Annotated in this window: 18 protein-coding genes; 10 read left to right on the top strand and 8 right to left on the bottom strand. The window is 69.3% G+C overall.

Features of this window, described 5'->3' with window-relative positions:
* Positions 1–147: 147 nt before the first annotated feature.
* Positions 148–2,472 (top strand): FdhF/YdeP family oxidoreductase, encoded by a 2,325-nt coding sequence (locus tag VQ042_RS12740; RefSeq protein WP_331819797.1) that lies wholly within the window; start codon positions 148–150, stop codon positions 2,470–2,472.
* 48 nt (positions 2,473–2,520) lie between these two features.
* Here the strand turns inward: VQ042_RS12740 and VQ042_RS12745 are convergent, their stop codons facing one another.
* From VQ042_RS12745 to tsaD, 6 genes are all read right to left on the bottom strand, one after another.
* Positions 2,521–3,186, bottom strand: coding sequence for a class I SAM-dependent methyltransferase (locus VQ042_RS12745; RefSeq protein ID WP_331819799.1), 666 nt, complete (start codon positions 3,184–3,186; stop codon positions 2,521–2,523).
* Between the two features lie 76 nt (positions 3,187–3,262).
* Positions 3,263–3,487: a DUF3072 domain-containing protein gene (locus VQ042_RS12750; protein ID WP_331819801.1), complete on the bottom strand. Its 225-nt coding sequence runs from the start codon at positions 3,485–3,487 to the stop codon at positions 3,263–3,265.
* Positions 3,488–3,572: 85 nt separating this feature from the next.
* On the bottom strand, positions 3,573–4,010 hold the full coding sequence (locus VQ042_RS12755; protein WP_331819860.1) for an EVE domain-containing protein: 438 nt from the start codon (positions 4,008–4,010) through the stop codon (positions 3,573–3,575).
* A gap of 8 nt (positions 4,011–4,018) precedes the next feature.
* Positions 4,019–4,312: a YciI-like protein gene (locus tag VQ042_RS12760; protein WP_331819802.1), complete on the bottom strand. Its 294-nt coding sequence runs from the start codon at positions 4,310–4,312 to the stop codon at positions 4,019–4,021.
* Between the two features lie 63 nt (positions 4,313–4,375).
* Entirely contained in the window at positions 4,376–5,356 is a 981-nt protein-coding gene (locus tag VQ042_RS12765; RefSeq protein WP_331819804.1) for an NAD(P)H-dependent glycerol-3-phosphate dehydrogenase, read from the bottom strand.
* Positions 5,353–6,429 carry a tRNA (adenosine(37)-N6)-threonylcarbamoyltransferase complex transferase subunit TsaD gene (gene tsaD, locus VQ042_RS12770; RefSeq protein ID WP_331819862.1) on the bottom strand — a complete coding sequence of 359 codons (1,077 nt, stop codon included), beginning with the start codon at positions 6,427–6,429 and terminating at the stop codon, positions 5,353–5,355. Before tsaD ends, VQ042_RS12765 begins: the two co-directional genes overlap by 4 nt.
* 210 nt (positions 6,430–6,639) lie before the next feature.
* On the opposite strand from tsaD, the gene hemC reads away from it, so the two are divergent.
* The gene (gene hemC, locus VQ042_RS12775; RefSeq protein ID WP_331819806.1) at positions 6,640–7,575 is read left to right on the top strand and encodes a hydroxymethylbilane synthase; all 936 of its coding nucleotides are present in this window, start codon (positions 6,640–6,642) and stop codon (positions 7,573–7,575) included.
* A 19-nt stretch (positions 7,576–7,594) separates the two neighbouring features.
* Entirely contained in the window at positions 7,595–8,293 is a 699-nt protein-coding gene (locus VQ042_RS12780) for a uroporphyrinogen-III synthase (RefSeq protein WP_331819808.1), read from the top strand.
* 20 nt (positions 8,294–8,313) lie between these two features.
* Here VQ042_RS12780 and VQ042_RS12785 read toward each other — a convergent pair whose 3' ends face one another.
* Positions 8,314–9,477 (bottom strand): hypothetical protein, encoded by a 1,164-nt coding sequence (locus VQ042_RS12785; protein WP_331819810.1) that lies wholly within the window; start codon positions 9,475–9,477, stop codon positions 8,314–8,316.
* Positions 9,478–9,592: 115 nt separating this feature from the next.
* Here VQ042_RS12785 and VQ042_RS12790 point away from each other — a divergent pair, with 115 nt between their 5' ends.
* The 7 genes from VQ042_RS12790 to VQ042_RS12820 all read left to right on the top strand — a co-directional run bounded on the left by VQ042_RS12790 (position 9,593) and on the right by VQ042_RS12820 (position 15,596).
* Positions 9,593–10,615, top strand: coding sequence for a COG4223 family protein (locus VQ042_RS12790; RefSeq protein WP_331819812.1), 1,023 nt, complete (start codon positions 9,593–9,595; stop codon positions 10,613–10,615).
* A gap of 9 nt (positions 10,616–10,624) precedes the next feature.
* Positions 10,625–12,031: a heme biosynthesis protein HemY gene (locus tag VQ042_RS12795; protein WP_331819814.1), complete on the top strand. Its 1,407-nt coding sequence runs from the start codon at positions 10,625–10,627 to the stop codon at positions 12,029–12,031.
* 7 nt (positions 12,032–12,038) lie between these two features.
* On the top strand, positions 12,039–12,389 hold the full coding sequence (locus VQ042_RS12800; protein WP_331819816.1) for a hypothetical protein: 351 nt from the start codon (positions 12,039–12,041) through the stop codon (positions 12,387–12,389).
* A 40-nt stretch (positions 12,390–12,429) separates the two neighbouring features.
* On the top strand, positions 12,430–12,897 hold the full coding sequence (locus tag VQ042_RS12805) for a tellurite resistance TerB family protein (RefSeq protein WP_331819818.1): 468 nt from the start codon (positions 12,430–12,432) through the stop codon (positions 12,895–12,897).
* Positions 12,898–12,901: 4 nt separating this feature from the next.
* On the top strand, positions 12,902–13,690 hold the full coding sequence (locus VQ042_RS12810; RefSeq protein WP_331819820.1) for a glutamine amidotransferase: 789 nt from the start codon (positions 12,902–12,904) through the stop codon (positions 13,688–13,690).
* 122 nt (positions 13,691–13,812) lie between these two features.
* Positions 13,813–15,012: a SoxR reducing system RseC family protein gene (locus VQ042_RS12815; protein WP_331819822.1), complete on the top strand. Its 1,200-nt coding sequence runs from the start codon at positions 13,813–13,815 to the stop codon at positions 15,010–15,012.
* A complete protein-coding gene (locus VQ042_RS12820) occupies positions 15,009–15,596 on the top strand; it encodes a protein-S-isoprenylcysteine O-methyltransferase (protein ID WP_331819824.1) in 588 nt (195 codons plus the stop codon). The genes VQ042_RS12815 and VQ042_RS12820 overlap by 4 nt, the downstream gene beginning before the upstream one ends.
* 94 nt (positions 15,597–15,690) lie before the next feature.
* On the opposite strand, the gene VQ042_RS12825 is transcribed toward VQ042_RS12820, so the two are convergent.
* The gene (locus VQ042_RS12825) at positions 15,691–16,923 is read right to left on the bottom strand and encodes a multidrug effflux MFS transporter (protein WP_442880076.1); all 1,233 of its coding nucleotides are present in this window, start codon (positions 16,921–16,923) and stop codon (positions 15,691–15,693) included.
* Positions 16,924–16,994: the final 71 nt, after the last annotated feature.

Here is a 16,994-nt window from a genome sequence, read left to right on the forward strand (position 1 = left end):
TTGCCGTCTTTGGCCGAGGATGCAGTCCGCAGCATCGATCCCAGCGATCGCCATGCAACCACCCCGGACCTTTCGTGTTGCTCGCAAACGCCCGGGCTCTCGTGCGGAGTGACCGCCCGGGCCGGGCCGAGCTTGCAGGAGACGGACATGGACCGCAGCGAGAACACCGACAAGCCGATGATCGAGCAGTACGACCAGCCGACCGGCGGCTGGGGCTCGGTCAAGTCGCTCCTCTCCCACGCCAAGGCGGAGGGGATGCTGGCGTCGACGCTCTGGGCGACCATGCAGCGGCAGAACAAGGCCGACGGCTACCAGTGCGTGTCCTGCTCCTGGGCCAAGCCGGCCGATCCCCACACTTTCGAATATTGCGAGAACGGCGCCAAGGCGACGATCTGGGAGACAACGCCGAAGCGCTGCGACCGCGAGTTCTTCGCCCGGCACAAGGTGAGCGAGCTTCTGGAGTGGACGGACCACGACCTGGAGAAGCAGGGGCGGCTGACGACCCCGATGCGCTACGACCACACGCTCGACCAGTATGTGCCGGTGAAATGGGCGGACGCCTTCCGCGAGATCGCGGCCGAACTCAACGCCCTCGATCCAAAATCCGCGGTCTTCTACGTCTCGGGTCGTGCCGCGCTCGAGACCTCGCACATGTGGCAATTGATGACCCGCATCTACGGGTCGAACAACCTGCCCGATTCCTCGAACATGTGCCACGAATCGACTTCGGTCGGCCTGCCGGAGTCGATTGGTTCGCCGGTCGGGACCGTGACGCTCGATGATTTCGAGCAGTGCGACATGATGTTCTTCTTCGGCCACAACACCGGGACGAATGCGCCGCGCCTGCTGCATTGGGTGCAGGAGGCGCGCAAGCGCGGCGCGCCGGTAATCACCTTCAACCCGGTGCTGGAGCGCGGCCTGATGCGCTTCAAGAACCCGCAATCGCCGATGGAAATGCTGTCCCCGGACGAGGGGACCAGGATGTCGAGCGACTATTACCAGCTGCGCGGTGGCGGCGACGTCGCCGCGATCGCGGGCATCGCCAAGGCGGTCTTCGCCCTCGACGACGCCGCCAGGGAGGCGGGTCGTCCCCGTGTTCTCGACGTCGACTTCATCTCGGTGCACAGCCACGGTTTCGAGGAGTACGAGCGCTTCGTGCGGAACGCGGACTGGAGCGAGATCGAGCGCTGCTGCGGCCTGTACCGCGACGATCTGGAACACGTCGCCCGGGTCTATTCCAAGGCCGAGAAGGTCATCGCCAATTACGGCATGGGCCTCACCCAGCACCGGCACGGCATCGAGAACGTCCAGATGCTGGTCAATCTCCTCCTGATGCGCGGCATGATCGGCAAGCCGGGCGCCGGCATCTCGCCGATCCGCGGCCATTCCAACGTGCAGGGCCAGCGCACGGTCGGCATCACCGAGAAGCCGAAGCTGATTCCGGTGGAGACCTTCGAGACGCTCTACAACTTCACCGTTCCCAAGGAGGACGGGCTCGACACGGTGGGAACCTGCGAGGGCATCCTCGACGGCTCGGTGAAGGCCTTCGTCGCGCTCGGCGGCAATTTCTCCCGCGCCATTCCCGATACGGCCCGCATGGAGGAAGCCTGGCGGCGCATGCGCCTCAACGTGCAGATCTCCACCAAGCTGAACCGCAATCACCTGCTCACTTCGGAGATCAACTACATCCTGCCCTGCATCGGCCGCATCGAGCGCGACGTGCAGGCGAGCGGTCCGCAGACCGTGTCGATGGAGGATTCCACCGCCTGCATCCATGCGTCCCTCGGCGAGCGCGAACCGGCGTCCCGGGAGCTCCTGTCGGAACCGAAGATCGTCGGTGAACTGGCCAAGGCGCTGGTGCCCGGCAAGTCGACCGTGCCGTGGGACGCATGGGTGGGCGACTATTCCAAGGTCCGCGACGCCATCGAGCGCGCCTATCCGGTCGATTTCAAGGACTACAACCGCCGGATGGGCACGCCCGGCGGCTTCCACCGCGACATCGGCGCCTGCTACCGGGATTGGCGGACCGACACCGGCAAGGCGAACTTCCTGACGCCGGAGACCTTCGACGTCGATCCCGACATCGACACGAGCAATGCCGATGTCCTCAAGCTGATGACGCTGCGCTCCAACGACCAGTTCAACACCACGATCTACGGCTATGACGACCGCCTGCGCGGCGTGTCCGGCACGCGCATGGTGATCCTGATGAACGCGGAGGACATGCAGCGTCTCGGCCTGCGCGACGACGACCGGGTCGATGTCGAGACCCATACCGACGACGGGATCGTGCGGAAGGTGGAGGATTACCGGGTGCACACCTGGTCGATCCCCAAGGGCAATTGCGGCGGCTATTATCCGGAGCTGAACGCCCTGATGCCGCTCTGGCACCATTCGCGCCGGGCGCATGTGCCGGCGGCCAAGTCGATTCCCGTGCGGCTGACCAAGCGCAAGGCGGCCGCCGCCGCCTGACGGCCTCTGCCTGGCAGGACCGTCGCGGATCACGTGGGTGCCTGACCGCTAGGCGCCCTTCCACCGCCAGACATTGGTCCGCTTGATCTCGGCATCTTCCAGCGCGCGGGTGACCGGCACCGCGTAGGTCGAAAGCCGCACGACGCGGTCCGACGGCAGATAGGCGCGGCCGGGATCGCCGACGAGGACCTCCACGCCATCGGCGACGAGCCGGTCGAACCATGGCGCAATCCGCCGCGCCATGGCGGCGTCGAAGAAGACGTCGCCGGCCAGCAGCAGGTCGGCATCCATACTTTCCCCCACCCGGTCGCGGCCATCGAAGGCGACTTCGACGTTATTCAGATCGGCATTGAGACGGGTGGCGGCAGCGCAGAAGGGGTCGATGTCGTAGCCGGTGACGGCGGCTGCGCCGGATCGCGCCGCGGCGATCGCGACCAGTCCCGAGCCGGTTGCGAAGTCGGCGACGCGCCGGCCGCGCACCAGAGCGGGATGATCCAGGACGTGCCGGGCCAGCGCCTGTCCGCCGGCCCAGGCAAATGCCCAGAAGGGCGGCGGCAGGCCGATGGCGTTCAGCTCGTCCTCCGTCTTCAGCCACAGATCATGCGCCTCGTCGGCGAGATGCAGCCGGATTTCGGGAACGTGCGGCGGCGACAGGACCGCCGTATTGGCCAGGATGAACCCTTCCGGGTGGGGCGATCCGCCGGCACCGTTCATGGCGCGGCGGGCCGCCGGAATGCGAACGCTGCGGCGGGGCAGCGTCGGCCGCCCGCGCCGCTGTGCAGGGGCCGGATCAGCCGGCGCTCTTCACCCGATCGCTTTCGGCGCGCAGCTTGTCGATCAGGATCGACGCATCCGCCTTGCTCAGCGTGTCGTCGAAGGGCTGGCCGGTCTCCTCGCAGAGCGTCTTGAGATAGGACGCTTGGGCACCGGTCATCGGCTCGCCGCCCGTCGTCCACTCTTCCGGGTCCTTTTCGGTGTTGGAGCCCGTGTCGACCTTGGCATTTGCAGTATCCATGATGTCTCTCCGAAGGGTGTGATGTTCCGGAAATGTTCATGACACGGCTCCGTTCCCGCGATGGGCGAGGATGTCGCGGTTGCGGTTATTTGCCCATGGCCCTGGCGGGATCGAGACCGCCCATCTGGCAGACCTTGCGGAACTCGTCCGGCTCGACCGGCTGCACCGAAAGACGGGAATTGTTGACCAGCACCATGTCCTTGAGCGCCGGCTCGGCCTTGACCGCGTCGAGGGTCACCGGGTCGGGCACGTCCATCAGCGCCTTGATGTCGACGCACTCCCACTTGCCGTCCTTGGCCGTGGAATCGGGATGCGCCTCGGCGATCACCTCGACGATCCCGACGACGGCCTTGCCCTCGTTGGAATGGTAGAAGAAGCCGCGGTCGCCGACCTTCATCTCGCGCATGAAGTTGCGGGCCTGGTAGTTGCGGACGCCGTCCCACTCCTGCCCCTTGTCGCCGGCCTTCTTCTGGTGGTCGAAGGACCATTTGAACGGCTCGGACTTGAACAGCCAGTAGCGCATGTCCCCGCTCATGCCGTCGCAGCCGGGTTCTTGATGGCCCAGTTCCAGGGGCGCACATCGACCTTGGCGAAGAGCCCGACACCGGCATAGGGGTCCCTGGCCGCCGTCGCCTTCGCCGCCTCTAGCGAGTCCGCCTCGATCACCACGAGACTGCCGCAGGGCTTGTCGTCGGGCCCGAGGAAGGGGCCGGCGAATCTCAGCGCGTCGCCGAGACCGTCGAGAAAGGCGAGATGGTCGGCGCGGGTGTCGAGGCGCAGTTGCAGCGAATCCGGCTTGTCGTCGCAGAGAATGGCAAAGAGCATCGGGTGATCCTCGTCTTTCGGTTCAGCGGAACGGCATGCAGGCTGCAGCCTTGTGCCGCGGGTTCAAACGGTTTCCCGCTTCAGGGGGCGGGCGAGCAGGGCCTCGATCGCCGCGTCCATGTCGAGCTTGCCGGCCAGGATGGCGGCGACGGTCGCGATGATCGGCGCGTCGATGCCATGGGTCTTAGCAAGGCGGGCGGCGATCTCGGCGGTGAAGACTCCCTCGGCAAGCTTCAGTCCGGTGCGATCGTCGCCGCGCCCGAGCGCCATGCCATAGGCGAAATTGCGCGACTGGGCACTGGAGCAGGTGAGGACGAGATCGCCGAGGCCGGAGAGCCCCATCAGCGTCTCCGGCTGGCCGCCGAGCGCCGCACCGAGGCGGCGCAGCTCGACGAAGCCGCGGGTGACGATGGCGGCCTGGGCGGAGGCGCCGAGGCCGCGGCCGGCCACTGCGCCGGCGGCCAGCGCCAGGACGTTCTTCAGGGATCCGCCGGCCTCGACGCCGCGCATGTCGGCGGAGGCGTAGCAGCGGAATGTGTCGGTCGACAGGAGCCGGGCGGTGGCATCGGCGGTCTCGGCCTGCGCGGCCGCAACGGTGACCGCGGTGGGCAGGCTGCGCGCCACGTCGGCGGCAAAGCTCGGGCCGGAGAGCACGGCGAGCCGGCGGCCCGGCAGTTCCGCTTCCAGGATCGCCGTGGCGAAGCGGCCGGTGTCGCGTTCGATACCCTTGGAGCAGAGGATTGCCACGGCATCTGCACCGACATGCGGCGCCAGGCTGGCTGCGACGCTGCGCAGGCTCTGGGCCGGCACGACGAACAGGATGGTATGCGCGCCCGCCAGTGCCGCGGCCGAGTCGGTCGTCGCGCTCAGACCCTCGGGCAGCGGCGTGTCGGGTAGATAGCGCGGGTTGCGGCGGGTCTGGTTGATCGCGGCGACCGTTTCGCCATCGCGGGCCAGGATCCGCGGCGCATGGCCGGCGCGCGCATAGAGGCACCCCAGCGCGGTGCCCCAGGCGCCGCCGCCGACAATCGCAAAGCCGCTCATGCCTTGGCTCCGCGCCGGCCGAAGCCGATCATCGGCGCCGAATCGCCGTCCAGCGGCCAGCGCGAGCGAACCGGCGCATCGAGGCCGTCGACCAGCCCGGCCTCGAAGCGTTCGAGCCCGGCATGGGCGATCATGGCGGCATTGTCGGTGCAGAGCGCGGCCGGCGGCGCCACCAGCCGGACACCGGTCCGCACCGTTTCGGCCTCCAGCGCCGTGCGGATCGCCCGGTTGGCCGCGACGCCGCCGGCCACCGCCAGCACCGGATCGGCGAGATCGGGAAACCGCGCACGGAACTGCGTCAGGGCACGGCCCACCCGGTCCGCCAGGCTGTCGGCTGCCGCGGCCTGGAAGCCGGCACACAGATCGTCGACATCGCCGGGCGACAGCGGCGCGGCGGCTTCGGCGGCGAGGCGCAGGGCGGTCTTCAGGCCGGAGAAGGAGAAGTCCAGCCGCGGGTGGCCCTTCATCGGGCGCGGCAGGGCAAAGCGCTTCGGGTCGCCGGCAGCGGCGCGGGTTTCCACATGGGGCCCGCCGGGATTGGGCAGGCCGAGCAGCTTGGCGGTCTTGTCAAAGGCCTCGCCCAGCGCGTCGTCGATGGTCGTGCCCCAGCGCTCGTAGGCGCCGAGGCCGCGCACCAGCACGATCTGGCTGTGGCCGCCGGAGACCAGCAGCAGCAGATAGGGATAGGCGAGCCGGTCGGTCAGGCGCGGCGTCAGGGCGTGGCCTTCCAGATGGTTGATCGCCAGGAAGGGCAGGCCGCGCGCGGCGGCGATCGCCTTGCCGGTCATCGCCCCGACGATCAGGCCGCCGACGAGGCCGGGCCCGGTCGTTGCCGCCACCGCCGACAAATCGCCGAAGCCGATACCGGCCTCGTCCATCGCTGCCCGGACGATGCCGTCCAGCGCCTCGACATGGGCGCGGGCAGCGATCTCGGGCACGACGCCGCCGAAGGCGGCATGTTCCTCGACCTGGCTCAGCACCACGTTGGACAGGATCACCGGCGCGCCCGCACCGTCGCGGCCGACGACGGCGGCAGCGGTCTCGTCGCAGCTCGTCTCGATGCCGAGGATCAGGGGGCGGGGCAATTCGGGCGTCACGTCGGGTCCGGGCGGTGATGGCGTGCCGCCGACATAGGCGATCGGGGCGCGTCCCGCCACCGCCGATCTCCGGTGTCGATGACCGGCGGGGCATTTCCGAAAATCCCGCCGGGGCGGTTCCGGTGGGCGCTCCGGCGTCCTATGAACGAGGCAGGACCACATCGACAGCAACAGACGGGACAGACCATGGCCAGCGACAGCATCATCCGGATCGGCACGCGCGGAAGCCAGCTCGCCCAGGCGCAGGCGAGCGAGGTGCGCGCCCGGCTGATGGCAGCGCACGGCCTGCCGGAAGAAGCCTTCGAGATCGAGGTGATCTCGACGACTGGCGATCGCATCCTCGACCGGCCCCTGTCGGAAGTGGGCGGCAAGGGCCTCTTCACCAAGGAGATCGAGGCGGCGCTGCTCGACGGGCGCATCGACATCGCCGCCCATTCGTCCAAGGACATGGCGACCGCCTCGCCGGAGGGACTGGAAGTCTCAGCCTATCTGCCCCGCGAGGACGTGCGCGACGCCTTCATCGGCCGCACCGCGCCCACCATAGCCGAGCTGCCGCACGGGGCGACCATCGGTTCGGCCTCGCTGCGCCGCCAGTCGTTGCTGAAGCGGCTGCGCCCGGATCTCAAGGTGATCACCTTCCGCGGCAACGTCCAGAGCCGGCTGCGCAAGCTGGAGGAAGGGCACGTGGATGCCACGCTGCTGGCGCTCGCCGGCCTCAACCGCATGGCGATGAGCGACGTGGCGACGGAGATCCTGGAGGTCGACCGCTTTCCGCCGGCGCCGGGGCAGGGGGCGATCTGCATCCAGAACCGGATCGGCGACGAACGGGTGCACGACCTCGTGGCGGCGATCGCCGACCCGTGGACGACGGTGGCGCTGACGGCCGAGCGGGCGTTCCTCGCCGAGCTCGACGGCTCCTGCCGCACACCGATCGCCGCCCATGCGGTGCTGGCCGATGGCACGATCACCCTGCACGGCATGATCCTCACCCCGGATGGCAGCCAGATGCACGAGACGCGGCGCACCGGCATCGCAACCGAGGCCCAAGCGCTGGGCAGGCTTGCCGGCCGCGACGTGCTCGATGCCGCCGGGCCGGGCTTCTTCGACGGCTGGGGCGCCTGAAGGAACGGCTGGCGCGGCGATGGTCCGGATCCTGATCCTGCGGGAGGCTCAGGCGGCGGCACGAACGGCCGACGACCTGGCAGCGCGGGGCCATGAGCCGCTGGTGCTGCCGCTGGAATCGTCGCAGGCGATCGCCGGTCCGGCACCAGCGGGCGCGTTCGCCGGATTCGCAGCGACCAGCGCCCGGGCCGTTCCCGCGCTGGCCGCTGCCTTTCCCGGTGATGCACGACCGGTCTTCGCGGTCGGGGAGCGCACCGGCGCGGCGCTCGCGGCAGCAGGTTTTCCCGACGTGCGCGTCGCTGCGGGCGAGGCCCAGAGCATCGGCCGGCTGGCCTTCGCGGCGGGTTTCGGCGGGGCAGACACGATCCTCTATGCCGCCGGGCGTCCGCGCACGGGCACGCTGGAGACCGCGCTGTCGGCGGCCGGCGTCGGCTGCCGGGTCTGGGAGGTCTACGAGACGATCGCGCTGCGTCCCGAGCGCGCCGCCGTCGTTGCGGCTCTCGGGGCCGGGCCGCCCGATGCGGTGCTGCTGCTTTCGGCCGGGCAGGCGGCGACCTATGGAGACCTCGTCGCGCGGTTTGCCGACCTCTTCACCCCGCCCCCGCAGATCCTGGCCTTGTCGGCGAGAATCGCCGCCGCCCTGCCGCCGAATCTAGCCGAAACGGCGCAACTATCTCGCGACACACGGCTTGTCTCGCTTTTCGAACGGCTCGACTAACCTAGTTGATGGGTCAGGTTTCATGCGGTGCTTGCGCGACCCATGGGAATGAAGGACGAATAGCGTGAATGCGTACGGTGCGGACATCCAGCCGATATCCCTGCCGAGCCCGGTGAGAATGGAGCAGACGCGATGACCAACCGTCCCCGGCGCACTCGGCCGACCAAGACGCGCGGCCAGACGATCGACCTCAAGGCGGAAAAGAACAAACCGGTGACCGACAACGACAAGAACGCCAGCGATCCGAAGGCATCCGCCCGGCCCGATGCCCCGACGGGCCCGACCGGTGCTGCGCAGGACGACAAGGCCGGCCCGGCAGCGAGCGCCAGACCGGCGGCATCGGCCGACACGGCCAAGAGCGACGTGAAATACACCTCCAGCCGCGGCACGAGCACGTCCGGGTCGAAGGCGGACGATGCGTCACCGGCTAGCTCGGCCAAGCCGGCAACCCCGGCGGCAAGCAAGAGCGACGCTGCCAAGGATGATGCCGGCAAGGCCGAGACGCCGAATCCGGCAACCGCTGCGTCCGCGACGTCCAAGCCTGCGGACGGTCCCAAGCCGTCGGACACGGCAAAGGCCACCGGCGCGACGGCGGCTGCGGCAAGCGCGGCTCCTGTCTCGGCAAGCCCGAAGACCGACGCCGCAAAGTCGTCGACCCCGGGCACGCCGTCGCCGGCCGCAGCATCGACGACGTCATCCCCCTCCGCGTCTTCGGGAACGCCCTCGAAGACGACAACGCCATCTTCCGGCAGCCCGGTCTCCGGCTCCGCCAAGCCGGCCGCGGCGAGCAGTGCGGCGTCGTCCACGCCCGGCTCGACCGGTTCGGGATCGTCCGCCCCGAGCGGCGCGTCTGCCACGTCAGGCTCGAGCGCGAAGCCCGCGTCGTCGGCCGCTTCCCCATCCGCCATGTCCTCCGGTTCGACAGCCGGCAAGGCCATCGGGTCCGGACCGACGGGCCCGCGTGCGACCCCCGGCCCCTCCACCACGACATCCAGCAGCACGCCGTCCGCCGGCACGGCGAGCAAACCGTCCTCCGCGTCGACCGGTGCTTCGACGCCCACCTCCAGCACCTCCAGCGCAAGTGCGTCCCGCGCGGACGGAGCGTCCCCGGCGCGGACGCCGACCCCGGCCGCGAAAGAGACCTCGTCGGGGCTCGGCTTCGGCGGAGCGGCCGCGGCCGGCATCGTCGGCGCGATCGTCGCGCTAATTGGAGGCGCGGCCCTGCAGTCGGCGGGTTATCTGCCGAGCCTCGGGGCTCAGGAACAGGTCGCCGAGGGCGAGTATGCCAGTACGACCACGGTGCAGGATCTGAGCGGCGAACTGGCAGCGTTGCGCGAGCAGGTCTCGGCGCTTCCGGCCACGCCCGCCGACGACGAGGGGGCGCAGGCCCTGACGGCACGCGTCGACGCGCTGGAACAGGCGGCGGCAGCCCCGGCCGACGACAGCGCCGCGACGGCCGCGGAGGCAGCCAGCCAGGCAGCGGAGAGCGCGACCCAGACCGCGAACGCCGCCCAGCAATCGGCCGATCAGGCCGGCCAGACCGCGAGCGCCGCCCAAGAGACCGCGACGACGGCGCAGGAGACGGCAACGGCTGCAGAGGCAGCTGCGACGCAGGCCCAGGAGGCTGCAGCCGCCGCCCAGTCGAGCGCCGATTCGGCCAATGAGGCCGCCAGCGCGGCCCAGGAGACGGCGTCCGGCGCTCAGGACGGCGTGACAGCGATCAACGAGACGCTTTCGGACATCGACAGCCGGATCGCCGCCGTCGAGGCGCGCAATCTGCAGGCGTCCCAGGCCTTTGCGGCCGCCAATCTCAAGTCGGCCATCGATACGGGCGGCCCGTTCATGCAGCAGCTCGAGAACTACGCCCAGATCGCCGGCGGCGAGGGTGCGACCGAGGAATTGCGCGCGCTTGCGGCGGACGGCGTGCCGACCGAGCAGGAGCTGGCCTCGCGCTGGCCCGACGTCGAGGACCGCATCGCCGCACAGCTGACGCCCGTCGCGCCGGATGCGCCGGTGGGTGACCAGCTTCTGTCGGGCCTGCGCTCGCTGGTGCAGGTGCGGCCCGTCGAGCCGTCGGCCTCGGCGACGCCCGGCGAAGGCGGACCCAATGCCAGCCTGGCACGGCTCGACGCCGCGATCGGCGCGGGCGATCTCGCCGGCTGGACCGAAGAATGGCAGACGCTTCCCGAGGCAGCCAGGACGGCGAGCCAGGACTTCGCCGATCAGGTGGAAGCCCGGCTGACCGCCGACCGGGTCATTGCCGACGCGCTTGCGTCGGCCACGGCGCCGGCACCCCCGGCCGCCCAGGACAACCAGGGCTAAGGAACAGACATGCTGCGAATCCTCGCCTTCCTTCTCGTCGTTCTGGCCGCCGGCATCGGTTTTGCCTGGCTGGCCGACAATCCGGGAAGCGTCACCTTCGTCTGGCAGGGCCAACAGGTCGAGACCAGCCTGATGGTCTTCCTGATCAGCCTCGGCCTCCTGATCTTCGCCGTGCTCCTGGTGGTGGGGCTGGTGCGCGCGTTCTTCGCGACACCCGGCGCGATCGGCCACTGGTGGAGTACCCGCCGGCGCGACCGCGGCTACAAGGCGCTGTCGAGCGGCATCATTGCGGCCGGGGCCGGCGACGCCATCCTCGCCCGGCGCATGACCAAGCGCAGCGACAAGCTCCTGAGCGCGCGCCAAGAGCCGCTGATCCGTTTCCTCGACGCCCAGACGGCGATGATCGAGGGCGACCATGCCCGTGCCCGTTCCGCCTTCGAGCAGATGGAGCGTGACCCCGAGACCCGTCTCCTGGCGTTGCGCGGCCTGTTTCTGGAAGCCGAGCGCGTCGGCGACGAATCCGCGGCGCGCCATTATGCCGAGCGGGCAGTGCGGATTGCGCCGCATGTGCCCTGGGCCGGCGGCGCCGTGCTGGAATCGAAGTCGCTGGCCGGCGACTGGGATGGTGCGCTGGCGATCCTGGAAGCGCAGAAGAACACGCGTCTGGTCGACCGCGACGAATCCAAGCGGTTGCGCGCCGTGCTCCTGACAGCCAAGGCCATGACCCTTTCGGAGCGCGATCCGTCCGCCGCCAAGAGTGCCGGGCTGGAAGCACAGAAGCTCGCGCCGAACCTGCCGCCGGCCGCCCTGGTGGCGGCCGAGGCGCTGTTCCGTTTGGGCGACCTGAGGCGCGGATCCAAGGTGCTGGAAACGAGCTGGTCGAGCCAGCCGCATCCCGACATCGCCGAGGCCTATGTGCATGCCCGGCCGGGCGATTCGCCCGAAGACCNACCTGAGGCGCGGATCCAAGGTGCTGGAAACGAGCTGGTCGAGCCAGCCGCATCCCGACATCGCCGAGGCCTATGTGCATGCCCGGCCGGGCGATTCGCCCGAAGACCGATTGAAGCGCGCGCGCAAGCTGCACGGGCTGCATGGGGGCGCGGCCGCCGAGATGTGCCTCGCCAGGGCAGCGCTCGACGCCGGGGAATTCGAACTGGCCCGCAAATCCGCCCTGGCGGCGGCCGATGCGGAGCCGCGCGAGAGCACCTATCTCCTGCTCGCCGACATCGAGGAAGCGCAGACCGGCGAAGTCGGCCGGGTGCGCGAATGGCTGGGACGCGCCATCCGGGCGCCTCGCGATCCGGCCTGGACCGCCGATGGTTTCGTCTCGCGGACATGGGCACCGGTCTCGCCGGTGACCGGGCGTATCGACGCCTTCGAGTGGAAGGTGCCGGTGGAGCGGATCGGCGAGCATGACGGTCCAATGATCGATGCCCACGAGGCGGAGGCTGCTGATCGCGCCGAGGCCAGGACGATCGGCCCCGAGGCGTCCGCCCCAGAGAGCACGAAGCCCGCCGCCCCGGTCACGCCGGCAGTGACCACTCCCGAGCCTGCGGCGTCCGGCAAGTCCGAACCTGCGGCAAAGACCGAGCCGGCGGTAAAGCCTGCCGCCAACGGTGCGGGCGCCGCTCCGGCCGCGCCTCCGCCAGTGCCCAGGGAACCGACCCCTGCGGCACCGCCTGTCGAACCGAAAAAGGCCGGCACGGGCGACGCGCCGAAGGAAGCCAAACCTGCGCCGACCAGCGAAGAGCGCAAGGAAGCGCGGTTCGGCTGACGGGCCCTGACCGGCCGAAGGCCATCCACGGCGAGGATTGATGTTCGAGGCATTTCGGGATTTCCTGCGGAATATCGGCAGCGGACCGGCGGACGACCGCCCGGATCCCGCCGACGACGTGCGCGTGGCCACCGCCGCCCTGCTGTTTCACGTCGTGCGGGCGGACGGCGTGGTGACCGAGGAGGAGCGCACGCGCCTCCACGCCGTTCTGCGCGAGGAATTCGCGCTGGCACCGGAGGAGGTGGACAGGATCGCGGAAGCCGGCGGGGAGGCCGATACCGAGGCCGTGGACCTCTACAATTTCACCTCGGTCCTGAAGAGCCGGCTGGGGGAGGCTGAGCGAGTCCGCTTCGTGGAGCTCCTATGGGAGGTGACCTATGCAGACGGTTCGGTCCACGAGTTGGAGGACAATCTGATCTGGCGCGTCTCCGACCTGCTCGGCGTCTCGACGCGGGATCGGATGTTGATGAAGCGGGAGGCAGCGAGCAGGAGCGGGGTCTCCGACTGATTACATGGCCTATTACGACAAGCGCATCAGCGACGGCGCCGAGACCGTCGCCCAGGCGATCGCCCGGCACGCCTACACGCTGGAGATCGACGATCCTCGCCCGATCCTCGTCGTCCTGCATCAGGAAAGCTCGACACCGGGCCGGGTCGGGCAGGTGTTCCAGGCCCATGGCGTGGGCATGGACATCCGCCGGCCCGTCATGGGCGACGCCCTGCCGGAAACGCTGGAGGAACATCGCGGTGCGGTCGTCTTCGGCGGACCGCCGAGCGCCAACGACACCGACGCCCATCTGGTCCGCGAGATCGAGTGGATGAAGGTGCCGCTTGCCGAGGAGCGTCCCTTTCTCGGCATCTGCCTCGGCGCCCAGATGCTCGCCAAACATCTGGGCGCGAGCGTGGGGAGCCATGACGAGGGGCTGGCCGAGGTGGGTTTCTATCCGCTGAAGGCGACCCCGCAGGGCCGCACACTGCTGCCGCACTGGCCGGAGATGGTCTATCAATGGCACCGCGAAGGCTTCGATCTGCCGTCGGGCGCGACACTGCTCGCCGAGGGGGACTGGTATCCGAACCAGGCCTTCAGCTACGGCCCGCATGCCTATGGCGTCCAGTTCCATGCCGAACTCACCCTGGCCATGATGCATCGCTGGACGACCCGCGGGCACGAACGCCTGGCCCTTCCGGGGGCTCAGGGACGTCGCAAGCATTTCGACGGCCGGGCGATCTACGACGCGCCGGTACGTCGCTGGCTGGACGAATTCCTCGCCCGCATCTTCGGCGCCCACCCGAAGCCCTGACGCGCATCTTCTCAAACGCCTCGACGTGAAGTAGCGGTCGGTCGGGCGCGGAGTACCGCGTGGAAGGGCGACCGGCGGGCCGGATGTTCCGCACGCGCTCGTTCTGCGCGACTGGAGTTGGCATGATCGAAAAACGGCTGGTGTTTGTGTTTCCGGGCTTCGAGCCCATGCCGATCACCGCCCATATGGACCGCTTCGCCCGGGCTGCGGCCCGTTCGGCGCCGATCTGGGATGCCCGGCTCGCCATCGAACCCACCGATCGTCGCGAGGCAAGCGATGCGCCGACGCGCCGCGGCCTGCTGCGGGCGGAACTGTCGGGCAGCGACTGGCGCACCCATACCGATCTCGTCTTCTGCGACTGGAGCGATCTCATCCTGTCCTATGCCGGACACTCGCCGCTCCGCCGCCTGTCGGCCGGCCTAGTCGGCCTTGCCGACTTTCTCTTCACCGGCACGGTGTTCCGCTATGCCCGTGTGAGCTGGCGCTATCTGTTCTTCTACCTGTTTCCGCTCGTCGTCATCGCCGCCGCGCTGCTGGGAGGATGGCTGGTGGCGGGTCTGGTCGCCGCACTGCTGCCGCTGACAGGCGTCGCCGGCGTGCTTGTCGCGGGATTGGCGGGGCTCGGGGCGGCCTGGCTGGTGCTGATGCTGGCCGACCGCCGGGTGCATGTCCTGACGGCGATGGACGACTGGGCGCTGGCCCGCGATCTGTGCCGCGGGCGCAATCCTGCCATCGCGCAACGGATCGACGAACATGCCAAGGCGATGCATCGTGCCGTCGCCGAAACGCAGGCAGGCGAGATCGTCATCGCCGCCCACAGCCTCGGCGCGAGCCTGGCCGTCCTCGCGCTCGCCCGGGCGCTGGCCGACGGGATGCGCTGCGACCGGCCGTTGCATGTGCTGACCGTCGGCTCCAGCCTGATGAAGACGGCGCTGCATCCGGCGGCGAGCGCGCAGCGTCAGGCGGTGCACGACCTGGTCGTGACCCGACGAATCGGCTGGACCGACTGCCAGGGGCTGTCCGACCCGATCAATTTCTACCGGTCGAACCCGGCCCGCTCGCTGGGGATACAGGGCGGCGAAACCCCGATCGTCGTGCGGATCCGCTTCAAGCGGCTGGTGACGCCAGAGACCTACAGGCGCATCAAGCGCGATTTCTTCCGCCTGCACCGGCAATTCGTCCTCGCAGTCGAGCGACGCAACGCCTATTCGTTCCACATGCTTCTGCTCGGACCCCGCCCACTGGCCGATTACGGCCGCCTGGAGACTGTCGACCTGCCGCCGCTTTCGCGCGCCGCAGCCGGCCCGGAGCCCAAGCCGTGACGCCCGCACTTGTTGGATCGGTCGCATGGGTACTGATGGTCGCCGGCTGGTATGTCATCCGTTATCCCTTCGAGCGGCGCGCCAGGCGCACCCGGGTCGAGCGCACGCGGCGCGGGCCGGCGGAAACACTGCGCATGGCGATCTCGCTGACCGGCCTCGGGCTTCTGCCGGGGGTGTTCGTGGCAACCGGCTGGCCGCGGAGCGCCACCTACGATCCGGCCTGGTGGCAGATCGGCCTCGGTCTCGTCGCCATGGCCGGCGCACTGGTGCTGTTCCGCAAGACCCACAAGGCGCTCGGCAAGATGTGGTCGGTCTCCCTCGACATCCGCGAGAAGCACAGGCTGGTGACGTCCGGCATCTACCGCCGGGTACGGCACCCCATGTACACGGCGTTCTGGACCATGGCGCTGGCGCAGGCGCTGCTGGTGCCCAACTGGATCGCCGGCCCGGCCGGCCTGATCGGCTTCGGCATCCTCTTTGCGGCCCGCGTCGCCCCGGAAGAGCGGATGATGGAAGAGGCGTTCGGCGACGAATACCGCGCCTACAAGGCGCGCACGGCGCGGATCATTCCCGGCCTCTTCTGATCCGGCGTCGACCGGTCACCGGCCGAGAATCGGAAGGCGAGACGCAGGTTCGGCCCCGTGAGAGCGCGTCTGCGCCTCGCCGGACGCACGGCCCCTAGCTACGCCCGTCATGGGGCAGTTCCGGCGCCGGCACCTCGGGCCGGGGCTCCGGCTCGGCCGGATGCGGCGACGTACGATAGACCGCATAGGAAGCGACGGCGATCATCCCGAGACCGGGAATGACGATCTGGGTGGCCAGGACCGGCTCGCCGATCCAGGCGCAGATCGCACCACCGACGAGGCCGGCGCCCATCTGGATGAAGCCCATCATTGCCGAGGCGGCGCCCGCCATGTGCGGGAAGGGCGCCAGCGACGCCGTGGTCATGGCCGGCATGACGAAGGCGATGCCGAAGGCATAGAGGCCGACCGGGACCATGATCGACAGATAGGACACCGGCAGAAGCGCGATCGACATCGCCATGGCCATCGCGCCGGCGGCGATGAAGCCGAGACCGACCGGCACCAGGCGATAGGCGCTGGTGCGGGTCATCAGGAAGCGCATGGCGAGCGAGCCCGAGAAGAACATGCCGGACTGGCCCAGCATCCCGATGCCGTACTGGGTGGGCGTCAGTCCGGCCCGATCGATCAGCACGAAGGGCAGCACCGTGGCGAGGGTGTACAGCGCCCCCACGGAGCCGGCGACGGTCAGGCTGGTTGCCATGAAGTGCCGGTTGGTGATGAGCCGGCGGTAGGCATGCAGGATCGCCTTCGGCCGGATGCGGCTGGGATCGGGCACGACGGTCTCGCGCATGGCGCCCAGGGTGACGCCGATGACGATCAGTCCGAAGAACGCCATGACGACGAAGATTGCGTACCAGCCGGCGAGTTCGAGCGTGATCCCGCCGATGGTCGGGGACACGGCCGGCCCCAGCGCCAGGATGATGCCGATCGTGTTCATGATGCGTGAGGACGTTTCGCCCTCGAACTGGTCCCGCACGATGGCGCGGGCCGTGGCGACACCCACCGAGGCGCCGACGCCCTGGAGCACGCGCGCGGCGATCAGCATTTCCACGTTCGCCGCCGCCATGGCCAGGATGGCGCCGGCGAGATAGAGCACCATGAAGCCGAGCGTGGTGATGCGCCGCCCGAACGCGTCGGACACCGGTCCGCAGACGAGCTGGGTCAACGCGAAGCCGGCGAAATAGACCGCCAGCGACAGCTTGATCATGGCTTCGGTGGTGTCGAACTCAATGACCAGCGTCGGCATGGCGGGCGTGTAGAGCGCCATGGATATCGGGCCGATCGCCACGAGGCAGCCGCCGATGAGGCTGGTCCGCCGCTCCGACATGATGGGAGCGCGGGCAGGATGTGCGGTCAAGGCGCAAGGTCCGTGATGGGTGACGGTCTCGAGGTGCGAAA

The organism is Aurantimonas sp. A2-1-M11 (genome assembly GCF_036549475.1).
Classification (GTDB): Bacteria; Pseudomonadota; Alphaproteobacteria; order Rhizobiales; family Rhizobiaceae; genus Aurantimonas.

Coding starts and splice junctions, on each gene's coding strand:
- VQ042_RS12825 (WP_442880076.1), bottom strand. CDS start 16,923: ATGTCGGAGCGGCGGACCAGCCTCATCGGCGGCTGCCTCGTGGCGATC.
- VQ042_RS12760 (WP_331819802.1), bottom strand. CDS start 4,312: ATGCTCTTTGCCATTCTCTGCGACGACAAGCCGGATTCGCTGCAACTG.
- VQ042_RS12785 (WP_331819810.1), bottom strand. CDS start 9,477: ATGCCGGCCGCGGCCGCTCCGCCGAAGCCGAGCCCCGACGAGGTCTCT.
- VQ042_RS12765 (WP_331819804.1), bottom strand. CDS start 5,356: ATGAGCGGCTTTGCGATTGTCGGCGGCGGCGCCTGGGGCACCGCGCTG.
- hemC (WP_331819806.1), top strand. CDS start 6,640: ATGGCCAGCGACAGCATCATCCGGATCGGCACGCGCGGAAGCCAGCTC.
- VQ042_RS12755 (WP_331819860.1), bottom strand. CDS start 4,010: ATGCGCTACTGGCTGTTCAAGTCCGAGCCGTTCAAATGGTCCTTCGAC.
- VQ042_RS12740 (WP_331819797.1), top strand. CDS start 148: ATGGACCGCAGCGAGAACACCGACAAGCCGATGATCGAGCAGTACGAC.
- VQ042_RS12810 (WP_331819820.1), top strand. CDS start 12,902: ATGGCCTATTACGACAAGCGCATCAGCGACGGCGCCGAGACCGTCGCC.
- VQ042_RS12750 (WP_331819801.1), bottom strand. CDS start 3,487: ATGGATACTGCAAATGCCAAGGTCGACACGGGCTCCAACACCGAAAAG.
- VQ042_RS12745 (WP_331819799.1), bottom strand. CDS start 3,186: ATGAACGGTGCCGGCGGATCGCCCCACCCGGAAGGGTTCATCCTGGCC.
- VQ042_RS12815 (WP_331819822.1), top strand. CDS start 13,813: ATGATCGAAAAACGGCTGGTGTTTGTGTTTCCGGGCTTCGAGCCCATG.
- VQ042_RS12800 (WP_331819816.1), top strand. CDS start 12,039: ATGATCGATGCCCACGAGGCGGAGGCTGCTGATCGCGCCGAGGCCAGG.
- VQ042_RS12805 (WP_331819818.1), top strand. CDS start 12,430: ATGTTCGAGGCATTTCGGGATTTCCTGCGGAATATCGGCAGCGGACCG.
- VQ042_RS12780 (WP_331819808.1), top strand. CDS start 7,595: ATGGTCCGGATCCTGATCCTGCGGGAGGCTCAGGCGGCGGCACGAACG.